The 11,075-nt window shown below is 75.3% G+C and carries 9 protein-coding genes; 5 read left to right on the top strand and 4 right to left on the bottom strand.

The features are described from left to right. The first annotated feature begins 140 nt into the window (after nucleotides 1-140). The 4 genes from lon to E1265_RS26250 all read left to right on the top strand — a co-directional run bounded on the left by lon (nucleotide 141) and on the right by E1265_RS26250 (nucleotide 5,146). The gene (gene lon / locus E1265_RS26265; RefSeq protein WP_132933487.1) at nucleotides 141-2,540 is read left to right on the top strand and encodes an endopeptidase La; all 2,400 of its coding nucleotides are present in this window, start codon (nucleotides 141-143) and stop codon (nucleotides 2,538-2,540) included. A gap of 85 nt (nucleotides 2,541-2,625) precedes the next feature. Further along, complete coding sequence (locus E1265_RS26260; RefSeq protein WP_132933486.1) at nucleotides 2,626-3,090, top strand: PPOX class F420-dependent oxidoreductase; 465 nt, start codon at nucleotides 2,626-2,628, stop codon at nucleotides 3,088-3,090. Nucleotides 3,091-3,170: 80 nt separating this feature from the next. Then, entirely contained in the window at nucleotides 3,171-4,646 is a 1,476-nt protein-coding gene (locus tag E1265_RS26255) for an AlkA N-terminal domain-containing protein (protein WP_132933488.1), read from the top strand. Nucleotides 4,647-4,648: 2 nt separating this feature from the next. Further along, on the top strand, nucleotides 4,649-5,146 hold the full coding sequence (locus E1265_RS26250; RefSeq protein WP_132933485.1) for a methylated-DNA--[protein]-cysteine S-methyltransferase: 498 nt from the start codon (nucleotides 4,649-4,651) through the stop codon (nucleotides 5,144-5,146). Nucleotides 5,147-5,154: 8 nt separating this feature from the next. On the opposite strand, the gene E1265_RS26245 is transcribed toward E1265_RS26250, so the two are convergent. Together E1265_RS26245 and E1265_RS26240 are read right to left on the bottom strand one after the other, a co-directional pair. After that, nucleotides 5,155-6,135, bottom strand: coding sequence for a DUF2637 domain-containing protein (locus tag E1265_RS26245; protein ID WP_132933484.1), 981 nt, complete (start codon nucleotides 6,133-6,135; stop codon nucleotides 5,155-5,157). 189 nt (nucleotides 6,136-6,324) lie between these two features. Next, nucleotides 6,325-7,176, bottom strand: coding sequence for a (2Fe-2S)-binding protein (locus tag E1265_RS26240; RefSeq protein WP_132933483.1), 852 nt, complete (start codon nucleotides 7,174-7,176; stop codon nucleotides 6,325-6,327). Nucleotides 7,177-7,318: 142 nt separating this feature from the next. Here E1265_RS26240 and E1265_RS26235 point away from each other — a divergent pair, with 142 nt between their 5' ends. Continuing rightward, a complete protein-coding gene (locus E1265_RS26235; protein WP_132933482.1) occupies nucleotides 7,319-8,074 on the top strand; it encodes a GntR family transcriptional regulator in 756 nt (251 codons plus the stop codon). A 309-nt stretch (nucleotides 8,075-8,383) separates the two neighbouring features. On the opposite strand, the gene E1265_RS26230 is transcribed toward E1265_RS26235, so the two are convergent. Continuing rightward, complete coding sequence (locus tag E1265_RS26230; protein WP_132933481.1) at nucleotides 8,384-9,160, bottom strand: hypothetical protein; 777 nt, start codon at nucleotides 9,158-9,160, stop codon at nucleotides 8,384-8,386. Nucleotides 9,161-9,306: 146 nt separating this feature from the next. Continuing rightward, nucleotides 9,307-10,908 carry a PucR family transcriptional regulator gene (locus E1265_RS26225; RefSeq protein ID WP_132933480.1) on the bottom strand — a complete coding sequence of 534 codons (1,602 nt, stop codon included), beginning with the start codon at nucleotides 10,906-10,908 and terminating at the stop codon, nucleotides 9,307-9,309. Between the last annotated feature and the right edge of the window lie 167 nt (nucleotides 10,909-11,075).

Raw genomic sequence — 11,075 nt, 5'->3', positions numbered from 1 at the left:
ATAAGAGACAGGAGGGGCGGGGTGGCGGCAGGCCGCCAGGCCGGGATCGCTGTGGGCGAACGGCCCGCCCGCCAGGGAACAACCACGGCGCGGGCGGCATTGAGTCTGCATAGCTCAATTTGCCTGCCGAGGGAGAGATCATGAGTCTGTCGTTGGACAAGCTCACCCTGCCGGTGCTGCCGCTCGACGACGAGGTGGTGCTGCCGGGGATGGTGGTGCCGCTGGAGCTCAAGGATGCCGAGGTGCGTGGCGCGGTGGAGGCCGCGCAGGCCGCGGCGCCCAGCGGGGAGAAGCCGCGGGTGCTGCTCGTGCCGCGGGTCGACGGGACCTACGCCGGCGTCGGCGTGGTGGGCCGGGTGGAGCAGGTCGGGCGGCTCGCCGACGGCGACCCCGGCGCGCTGGTGCGCGGCCTGCGCCGGGTGCGGATCGGCTCCGGCACCACGGGGCCCGGCGTCGCGCTCTGGGTGGAGGGCACCGTGGTCGAGGAGGCCGCGCCGAGCCCGCTGCCCGGCAGCGTCGCCGAGCTGGCCAAGGAGTACAAGGCGCTGACCACCAGCTGGCTGCGCAAGCGCGGCGCCTGGCAGGTCGTGGACCGGGTGCAGGGGATCGAGGACATCGGCGCGCTCGCCGACAACGCCGGCTACTCCCCGTTCCTCAGCGTCCAGCAGCGGCGCACGCTGCTGGAGACCGTCGACCCGGTGGAGCGGCTGAAGCTCGCGACCAAGTGGCTCAGCGACCACCTGGCCGAGGAGGAGGTCGCCGAGTCCATCGCCAAGGACGTCCAGGACGGCGTCGACAAGCAGCAGCGCGAGTTCCTGTTGCGCCGCCAGCTGGAAGCCGTCCGCAAGGAGCTGGCCGAGCTCAACGGCGACGCCGCGGGCGAGGGCGACGACTACCGGGCCCGGGTGGAGGCCGCCGAGCTGCCGGAGAAGGTGCGGGAGGCCGCGCTCAAGGAGGTCGACAAGCTGGAGCGCGCCTCCGACGCCAGCCCGGAGGGCAGCTGGATCCGCACCTGGCTCGACACCGTGCTCGAGCTGCCGTGGAGCGTCCGCACCGAGGACGCCTACGACATAGCGGGCGCCAGGGCCGTGCTCGACGCGGACCACGCCGGGCTCGAGGACGTGAAGGAGCGCATCACCGAGTACCTGGCCGTCCGCAAGCGCCGCGGTGACCGCGGCCTCGGGGTGGTCGGCGGGCGGCGCGGCGGTGCCGTGCTGGCGCTGGTCGGCCCGCCCGGAGTCGGCAAGACCTCGCTCGGCGAGTCCGTGGCCCGCGCCATGGGCCGGAAGTTCGTCCGTGTCGCGCTGGGCGGCGTCCGGGACGAGGCGGAGATCAGGGGCCACCGGCGCACCTACGTCGGCGCGCTGCCCGGCCGGATCGTGCGCGCGATCAAGGAGGCCGGGTCGATGAACCCGGTGGTGCTGCTCGACGAGATCGACAAGGTCGGCAGCGACTACCGGGGCGACCCCTCGGCCGCGCTGCTCGAGGTGCTCGACCCGGCGCAGAACCACACCTTCAGGGACCACTACCTGGAGGTCGAGCTCGACCTGTCGGACGTGGTCTTCCTGGCCACGGCCAACGCCCTGGAGGCCATCCCGCAGCCGCTGCTCGACCGGATGGAACTGGTGCGGCTCGACGGCTACACGGAGGACGAGAAGGTCGTCATCGCCCGCGACCACCTGGTGCCGCGCCAGCTGGACCGGGCAGGTCTCGACGCTGACGAGGTGACCGTCGAGGACGGCGTGCTGCGCCGGCTGGCCGGCGAGTACACCAGGGAAGCGGGCGTCCGCGCCCTGGAGCGCACCGTCGCCCGGCTGCTGCGCAAGGTCGCGGCCCGCGCCGAGCTGGGCGAGGCCACGCTGCCGTTCACCGTTACCGAGGGCTCGCTGCGCGACCTGATCGGCCGCCCCCACCACGTGCCGGAGTCCGCCCAGGAGCCGGCCGAGCAGCGCACCGCCGTGCCCGGCGTGGCCACCGGCCTGGCCGTCACCGGCACCGGCGGCGACGTCCTCTACATCGAGGCGTCGCTCGCCGACCAGGAGACCGGTGGGTCGGGGCTCACCCTCACCGGACAGCTGGGCGACGTGATGAAGGAGTCGGGCCAGATCGCCCTCTCCTACCTGCGGTCGCGCGGCGCCGAGCTGGAGCTGCCGGTGGGTGACCTGCGGGAGCGCGGGATCCACCTGCACGTGCCGGCGGGCGCGGTGCCCAAGGACGGGCCGAGCGCGGGCATCACCATGACGACGGCGCTCGCCTCGCTGCTCAGCGGTCGCCGGGTGCGGCCCGACGTGGCGATGACCGGCGAGGTGTCGCTGACCGGGCGGGTGCTGCCGATCGGCGGCGTCAAGCAGAAGCTGCTCGCCGCCCACCGCGCCGGGATGACCACCGTGATCATCCCCAAGCGGAACGAGCCTGACCTGGACGACGTGCCGGCCGAGATCCGGGCGAAGCTGGACGTCCACCCGGTCACGGACGTCCGCCAGGTGCTCGAACTGGCGCTGGCCCCGGCCGAGTCACCCTCGGTGGCCGTCGCGGCCTGACAGCCCGCCGCGGGTCAGGCGGCCGGCCCCGCGCTCGCGGGACCGGCCGCCGCGCGCGTCGCCGAGGCGCGTAGTCTGCTGCGCCATGAGTCCTTCGATCGCCACCAACACCCCGGTCGACCTGGCCAGGCTGCTCGACTTCGTCCGCCCCCGCCACCGCGCGCTGCTGCTCACCCGCAGGACCGACGGCACCCCGCAGGCATCGCCGCTGACCTGCGGCGTCGACGACGCGGGCCGGCTGGTGATCGCCACCTACCCGGAGCGCGCCAAGGCGCGCAACGCCCGCCGCGACCCCGAGGTGAGCGTCGTCGTGCTCTCGGACGAGTGGGACGGCCCCTGGGTGCAGATCGACGGCACGGCCGAGGTGCTCGACGTGCCGGAGGCCGTCGAGCCGCTCGTCGAGTACTACCGCAACATCGCGGGCGACCACCCGGACTGGGCCGAGTACCGGGCCGCGATGGTCCGGCAGGGCAAGTCGCTGATCCGGATCACGCCGCGCCGCTGGGGCCCCATCGCCACCGGCGGCTTCCCCGCGCGCCTCGCCCCCTAGCCGGCCCTGCCCTGGCCACCCACGTCCATGTCCGATTCCCGCTAGCACGGGTCCTCGGCCCGCCGCACACTGGGGGCGTGATGGACGATGACAGCAGGTACGAGGCCATAAGGAGCCGTGACGAGCGCTTCGACGGAGTGTTCTTCACGGCCGTGCTGACGACCGGCATCTACTGCCGGCCGAGCTGCCCGGCGACCACGCCCAAGCGGGTCAACGTGCGCTTCTACCCCTCGGCGGCGGCCGCCCAGGCCGCCGGCTTCCGGGCCTGCCGGCGCTGCCGTCCCGACACGGTGCCCGGCTCGCCCGAGTGGAACGCCAGGGGTGACGCCGTCGGCCGCGCGATGCGCGCGATCGCCGACGGCGTGGTGGACCGCGAGGGCGTAGCGGGCCTGGCCGACCGGCTCGGCTACAGCGCGCGCCAGGTGCAACGGCAGCTCACCGCCGAGCTCGGCGCGGGCCCGATCGCCCTGGCCCGCGCCCAGCGCGCGCACGCCGCGCGAATCCTGCTCCAGACCACCGACCTGCCCATCACCGAGATTGCCTTCGCCGCCGGGTTCGCCAGCGTCCGGCAGTTCAACGACACCATCCGCACCGCCTACGACCGCACCCCGAGCGCGCTGCGCGCCGCCGAGCGCGGGGCGCCGGCGGCTCGCGGCGGCCCGGCGGGCGGCGTCCCGCTGCGGCTCGCCTACCGCGGCCCCTACGACGCCCGCGCGATCTTCGACTTCCTCGCGTTGCGCGCCATCGCGGGCATCGAGGAGGTCGGCGGGGCGCCGGGCGCCCGCACCTACCGCCGCACGCTCGACCTGCCGCATGGCAGCGGCATCGTCGAGGTCGACGAGTCCCCTGGACAGGCCGGCGCCCGCTGGCTGCCCTGCCGTGTGCACCTCACCGACCTGCGCGACCTGACGACCGCGGTGCAGCGGACCCGCCGTCTCTTCGACCTGGACGCCGACCCCTACGCCGTCGCCGAGCGGCTCGCCGCCGACCCGGTGCTCGGCACCCTGGCCCGCGCCCGTCCCGGGCTGCGCTCGCCGGGCGCCGCGGAACCCGAGGAGCTCGCGGTGCGCGCCGTGCTCGGCCAGCAGGTCACGGTCGCCTCGGCCCGGAACCTGGCCGGCACGCTGGTCGCCGCCTACGGCAAGCCGCTGCCGGCCGCGAGCGGGGGGCTCACCCACCTCTTCCCCGAGCCGGGCACCCTGGCCGACGCCCCGCTGACCGAGCTCGGCATGCCCGAGGCCCGCCGGGCCACCATCAGGGGGGTCGGCGCCGCGCTCGCCGACGGCACGCTCACGCTCTCGCCGGGCGCCGACCGCGACGCGGCCGAGCACGCCCTGCTGGCGCTGCGCGGCATCGGCCCCTGGACCGCGGGCTATGTGCGGATGCGCGCGCTCGGCGACCCGGACGTCTTCCTGCCGGGGGACGCCGGCGTCCGCCACGGCCTCGCCAGGATCGGCGCCGACCGCGACGCGACGGAGCACTGGCGCCCCTGGCGCTCCTACGCCGTGCACCACCTGTGGGCCGGGGAGCCCTCCTCGACCGACCGAAAGGACTGACCATGCGTTACACCGTTCACCCGAGCCCGCTCGGCGACCTGCTGATCGCCGGGCCGCGCCCCGGCGCCGTCGCCTCGGTCAGCGTGCCGGGGCAGCGGGGCGGCGCCACGGTGGCCGCCGACTGGCGGCGCGACGACGCCGGCTTCACCGCCGTGCGGGAGCAGTTCGACGCCTACTTCGCCGGCGAGTTGACCGAGTTCGACCTGGAACTCGCGCCCACCGGAACCGACTTCAGGCGCCGCGTCTGGGACGCGCTCGACCTCATCGGCTACGGGGAGACCGTCAGTTACACGCGGGTCGCGGAGCTCGCCGGGCTCTCGCCGCGCTCCGTCCGCGCCGTGGGCGGCGCGGTGGGCGCCAACCCGCTGATGGTGGTGCGCCCCTGCCACCGCGTCGTCGGCGCCGACGGCTCACTCACCGGATACGCCGGCGGCCTGGACCGTAAGGTCGCCCTCCTACGACTCGAGGGCGCGCTCACGGACCAGGCCGCCGCTGACTGAGCTCGGGCTCAGCCGAACTGGCGCTCTATGCGGGCCAGCTTCTCCTCCAGGGAGTCCAGCCTGGGCGCCGCGGTCGAGATCGGGTCGGCGTCGTCGGCCGGCGCGTGTAGCGCGCGGCGCTTGCTGGCGGCGCCGGACTCCAGCGCCGCCGGCTCGCCCGACTGCTGCGAGACCGCGACCTCCAACGCCTGCTGCTGGCCGCGACCCACCCGGCGCAGCGCCTTTATCCGCGCCCGCTCGAGCGCCCGCTGCTCGCGCTGCCGCTTGCGGGTCTCCTCCTTGTTCCTGCGGTCCTCGCGGACCTCCTCGACCGCCTCGTCCAACGTGCGCACGTTCTCGAGCAGCATCAGCGACCAGGCGCCGTAGGTCTCGCGGGGCGCCCGCAGCCAGCGGACGAAGCGGATCTGCGGCAACGGCCGCGGCACCAGACCCTGCTCGCGCAGCGCCGCGCGCCGCGTCTGCTTGAGCGCCCGGTCGAAGAGGACGGCCGCGGAGAGCGACATGCCGGCGAAGAACTGCGGGGCGCCGGCGTTGTCGATGCCGCGCGGCGCGTGGACCCAGTTGAACCAGGCGGCGGCGCCGGCGAACAGCCACACCAGCATCCGCGAACCCATCGACGAGTCGCCGTGGCTGGCCTCGCGGACCGCGACCACCGCGCAGAACATCGCCGCGCCGTCGAGGCCGAACGGCACCAGGTACTCCCAGCCGCCCGACAGGGCCAGGTTCTCCCGGCCGAAGCCGACCAGGCCCTGGAACGACAGGGCGGCCGCGACTCCGGCGCAGCAGAACAGCAACGTGTAGGAGGCGATGGCGTAGGCCCGCTCACGGCGCTTGCGTTGGGCTTCGAGACGCTCCCAGGAGTCACCCTGGTCCGCGTGCTCGCCGGACGGTTTCCTGCCCCTGGTCAGGAGGAACACCGCGAGGAGCGCGCCGGTGAGCAGAACGGCCGCCGCCACTACCCAGCCTGTCTCTATGTCCGTCAGTGTCATAGGGGTGCCCCTCGCCTGGGTGTGCTGATCGCGCCGTGCGTGTGGTGATTTCGTGGTGTCACTGTGAGTCGCTGCGGAGCATCCTGATGGTACCGGAGGCCCGGTCACCCCGATTTCGGGCAGTATCCCACCAACGAGTGGTAAACAAGGGAAACTTGCGCCGGCTGATACGCAATCTGTTACATGCCGTTACATGCCCGCGCTCAACCTCGTGACCCGCTCGGCGTCGCACGTGCGCGGGCAGGTGACGCAGGTGTCCTGTGGTCGCAGCGTGTAGAACATGCAGCAGCTCGCCCGGTCCCTGGTGGTCAGCTCCTCGCCGGCGGGACCCGTCAGCGAGCGGAACGAGGCGCCACCCGAATAGGGCGCGGTCGCGCCAGGCAGCAGCCGCCCGGCCTCTGCGATGGCCCGCTCCTCCTCGCCGAACAGGTGCCCGAGATACCACAGCGTCTCGACCAGCTCGTCCGTCGCCGTGCCCCACAGCGCCCGCTGCCGGCGCCGCATCCGCGGCCCGAAGGTGGTCAGGATCGGGCCCAGGTGCTCGGCCGCCGCCTCGCGTACCGCGGCGCGCAGCGCCTCCTCGTCCGGCACCACCCGGGCCGCCGGGTCACCGGCCGCCGGGTCGTCGGGCAGGCAGCTGAACGCGCCGGTGCGGACGGCGACCCGACCCTCGTCGCGCTGGAACGCCACGTCCTCGGGCGCCAGCCAGGGCACCCGGCGCAGCAGGAAGTACGGCACGGTGAACAGCGCCGCCGCCGGCCAGGCGTAGCGGTGCAGCGCGAAGGCGGCCACGACGTCGGGACGGGCGCGCCGCCCGTAGGTCTCCAGGGCCTGCTCGTCGTCGCGGGCCAGGAAGGCCTCGAAGGCCGCGCCGCCCGCGGCCAGCTCGCTGCCCAGCACCCAACCGGCGCCGCCGGTGGGCTCCTCCTCCACGATCCGGAAGGTGGGCATCGCCTCGCCGACGCGCGCGAAGGCCGGGGTGAGGGGCGTGGCGGCCGCCGCCTTCTGGTGCGCGGCGGGGGCGAGCGCGGGCACGGTCATGAAGCCACCGATCTCGATGGGGCAGGTAAGCCTTACCTTAGCTGATCCGCCCGACGGGCACTTTCGGGGTTTGCTCCGGCGCCAACTCGGCCTAGGGTCCTGTGAGGTGGGGACCGGCGGCAGGGAGCGGACGGAGCGGACGATGGAGCCCACTCGACTCGACCCCGGGTACGGGGACCCGAGCCACGCGACCGCCGAGCGCCCCGCGCCACGGACGGCTCGGCCGCCGCTGCCCGTCCGGCCACGCTCGCTGCCCGAGCGCCACTCGGTGCGCGCCCAGGTCCTGGCCGCGCTGCGGGACGCCCTCGCCACCGGCGAGCTGGAACCGGGGGAGACGTACTCGGCGCCGGCGCTCGCCGAGCGCTACGGCACCTCGCCCACGCCCGTGCGGGAGGCGATGCAGCGGCTGGTCAGCGAGGGCGCGGTGGAGACCGTGCCCAACCGCGGCTTCCGGGTCGCGGGACACAGCGCCAGGGACGCCGCCGAGCTGGCCGAGGTGCGGGCCGCGCTGGAAGTGCCGGCGATCCTGCGGCTGGCCAGGAGCGTGCCGCCGGAGCGGTGGGACGAGCTCAGCCCGCTGGCCGAGGCAACGGTGACCGCCGCCTCGGTCGGCGACCGCGCCGCCTACGCCGAGGCGGACCGCGGCTTCCACCGGGCGCTGCTGACGCTGACCGGCAACCGCCAACTGGTGATCGTCGCCGAGGACCTGCACCGCAAGTCCCAGACGCCGGCGGCCCAGGGCGCCCGCCCTGGCTCGGCCGAGCTCCTCGCCGACGCGCTGGAACACGCCGCGCTGCTGGACGCGCTGCGCGCCGGCGACCTGGTCACCGTGGAACGCGTCGCCACCCACCACCTCGACGCCGACCCCGACCGCCGCCCGGAACACGGCTACCGGTAGCACGCGTTGCCGCCTGCGGCGCGAGAGCCGGCGCGAGCCGGCGGCCGGCGTGGCCTGGCGTGGCCGCCAGGCCACGCGGCGCGGTGACGGCCGGACCGTCAGATCACCGACGCCTCCTCCGCCTTCCGGCTCGCCGGACCACCTGCTCCTCGGCGCCGTCAGGCTGCCGGTCCGTGCCGAGTCCGCTCAGTGCCGCCCGCCTGGGCGGCGGTGACGGCCTGCTGGGCCGCCGGGCTGGTGGCGCGGTCCTCGCCGAGCCGGCCGGGGCCGCAGTGACGGCCGGCCGCTTGCCGCGCCGGCAGGGGGTGGTCAGGGTTCGGGGATCGGGAGATGGGCGGCGAGCCAGCGGGGGACGCCGCCGAGGAGGCGGAAGAGGCGGGCGGCTTCCGCGCGCAGGCGCGCGGACTCGGGCTCGGGTTCGACCTCAGCCAGTGCCACCAGCGCCGGTGCTATCCCGACCAGGAAGCCGGTCTCCTCGCGCAGCCGCAGCGACTCCGCGAAGCCGTGCCTGGCCTCGGCCGCGTTCCCGTTCAGCAGGGCGAGCGCCGCCAGGTGGCGCCAGGTGTAGGAGGTGAGCAGCGCGTCGCCCCGGCTGAGCGCCTCGTTGTGGGCCCGCCGGTAGCCGGCCTCGGCCGCCTGGGGGTTGCCGCTGACGTGCTCCGCCATCAGGCCGCGCCGGAAGTCGAGCAGCGGCCGGCAGAGCGAGTCCGGCGCGAGCAGCGCCGCCGAGCGGCCGAGCGCGGCCCGGGCCTCGTCGGCCCGGTCCCGCACCCGCAGCAGCGTGGAGGCGTAGGCCAGGTAGCCGCGTTCACACGCCGCCGCGCCGCGCTCCTCGTCGTCGAGCGACAGCGACTCGGCGGCCCGCAGCGCCTCCTCGGCCCGCCCCCAGCCCTCCCCGGTGAACATGCAGCGCTCGACGAGGAGTTCGGCGCGGCGCAGGGCCGCCCGCGGCTCGGCCGCCGCGCGCGGCTCGACCAGTGCGGCCGCGTCCTCCCAACAGCCTCTCGACCGCAGCCGCCATACCGCACTGTCGAGTGGGTCACCGCCCGCCGTCCTGACGGAATGTGGTACGGCGGTCTCCGTCACATGGCCTCCCGTGGCGCTTCGTCGAGCCGATGGTGGTGCTGAGATGAATGCATCTCAGCACGAGGCGTGGCACCGGGCCAAGAGGGTTGCGTGAAAGAGTTCACAAGGAGAATCGGTTCTGCGGTGCCCGCGCGCCGCGCGGAGGTTCAGCTCGGCGGATCGAGACGCAGTGCCAGGAAGAAGTCGAGACGGTCCTCGAGCCGCGCGAGGTCGCGGCCCGTCAGGTGCTCGACGCGGCCGATCCGGTACCGCAGCGTGTTGACGTGCACGTGCAGGTCCGCCGCGCAGCGGGTCCAGGAGCCGTCCGCGGCCAGGAAGGCCCTGAGGGTCGGGACCAGCTCGGAGCGGTGCCGCCGGTCGTAGGCGCGCAGCGGTTCGAGCAGCCGGGCGGTGAACGCGCGCCGCACGTCGTCGGGGACGAACGGCAGCAGCAGCACGTGCGAGGCCAACTCCTCGTGGCCCGCGCCCGACACACGGCCGCCCCTGGCCGCCGCCACCCGGCGGGCGTGCCGCGCCTCCTCCAACGCGCCGCGCAGCGCGTCCGCCGACGGCACGGCGGCGCTCACCCCGAGGGTGAGCCGGCCGTCGGCGCCGAGCCCGGCCGAGAGTGGCGCCCGCACCGGGTCAAGGACGGCGGTCGCCGTCAACGGGTCGTCCCGCGCCGGCAGCGGCGTCAGTGCCACCGCCTCCCCGCCGCCGTGCGTCACGGCCGCGCCCGGCAGCAACTCCTCCAGCAGCGCCCGGCCGACCTGGCCGGCGTCGATGCCCGCGTCCGGCCACTCCACCCGGGCCGCCACCACCTGCCACTCGGGATCCGCGCCCCAGGAGCCGAGCAGCGGCGCCGCCACCCGCAGCCGGGCCGCCACCTCGGCCGGCGGCGCGCCCGTCGTGGTCAGCTCCACCACCTCGTGGGCCAGCCGCCGCTGGACCGTGCGCGTCGCCTCCTGGCGGTCCCGCTCGGTGGCGACCAACCGCGCGACGCCGTCAAGCAGGTCGAGCCGCTCGGCCGGCCAGTCGCCGGCATCGGCCCGCACCGCGAGCAGCCAGCCGGACAGCAGCGTCCGCCGTGGGTCGGTCTCGTCCTCGCCGACCGGGAACAGCGAGTAGACCTCGCCGCCCACCACGGCGCGCGACGGGCCGCGGTGGCCGGCGCTCGCTGCCGCGAGACGCCGCTCGGCCAGCGCGCCGCCGGCGCCGGCCGGCAGCGGCCGGCCGCCGGTCGCGGCGATCGGCCGGCCGGTCGCCGACAGCAGCCAGGCCCACAGGTCGAGGTCGGAGCCAAGCAGGTCGAGGACCGCGCCGGGGCCGCCGCCGGCCGGGCCCGCCGACATCAGTCGCCGGTGCCGGTCGACCACGGCCGCCAGGTCTCCGGCGCGCTCGCCCGACACCCGGCGCACCACGAACTCCGTGAGGTCCGCGAAGCTGAGCTCCTCGCCCACCGCGAACAGCGGCAGCCCGAGCCGCGCGCAGGCCGTGGTCAGGTCGTCGGGCACCGAGCCGAGCTCGGCCTCGCCGGCGGCGAGGCCCGCCGCCCCGGCGGCGGACAGGACGCGCACGAACGGCTCGGCGTCGCCCGGGCCGCGCCACCAGGCGAGGCCGGTCAGCACCAGCTCGCCGCCGCGCAGGTAGCGGCTCGGGTCGCGCAGGTCCGTCGTCATCACCCCGCGCACCGGCCGGTCGAGCTCGGCTTCGCCGGCCAGCAGCCGCAGCTCGAACGCGTCCGTCTCCAGCAGTGTGCGCAGTCGCATACGAGCCGTCCGATTTCCCCGGTGTTGCCCCGTGGCTGCCGTATCGTTGCCGACGCCCCTTCTTCGTATGAATCTACAGGAGTCGGTCGCCGAGACCGGTGGCGGCTTCGGCCCATCCGTGACTGCCCGCGACCGCCACCGGGCGGCTGTACTGGAAGGACTCCCGC

Source organism: Streptomyces sp. 8K308, from assembly GCF_004348315.1.
GTDB lineage: Bacteria > Actinomycetota > Actinomycetes > Streptomycetales > Streptomycetaceae > Streptomyces.
Note: the sequence above shows the minus strand (reverse complement) of the source record. Positions and strands in the feature narration are given on the sequence as shown.

Excerpts from the sequence above, each read along its gene's own strand:
- E1265_RS26245 (WP_132933484.1), bottom strand. The coding sequence starts at position 6,135 with ATGACACTGACGGACATAGAGACAGGCTGGGTAGTGGCGGCGGCCGTT.
- E1265_RS26255 (WP_132933488.1), top strand. The coding sequence starts at position 3,171 with ATGGACGATGACAGCAGGTACGAGGCCATAAGGAGCCGTGACGAGCGC.
- E1265_RS26235 (WP_132933482.1), top strand. The coding sequence starts at position 7,319 with ATGGAGCCCACTCGACTCGACCCCGGGTACGGGGACCCGAGCCACGCG.
- E1265_RS26250 (WP_132933485.1), top strand. The coding sequence starts at position 4,649 with ATGCGTTACACCGTTCACCCGAGCCCGCTCGGCGACCTGCTGATCGCC.
- E1265_RS26225 (WP_132933480.1), bottom strand. The coding sequence starts at position 10,908 with ATGCGACTGCGCACACTGCTGGAGACGGACGCGTTCGAGCTGCGGCTG.
- E1265_RS26240 (WP_132933483.1), bottom strand. The coding sequence starts at position 7,176 with ATGACCGTGCCCGCGCTCGCCCCCGCCGCGCACCAGAAGGCGGCGGCC.
- E1265_RS26260 (WP_132933486.1), top strand. The coding sequence starts at position 2,626 with ATGAGTCCTTCGATCGCCACCAACACCCCGGTCGACCTGGCCAGGCTG.
- lon (WP_132933487.1), top strand. The coding sequence starts at position 141 with ATGAGTCTGTCGTTGGACAAGCTCACCCTGCCGGTGCTGCCGCTCGAC.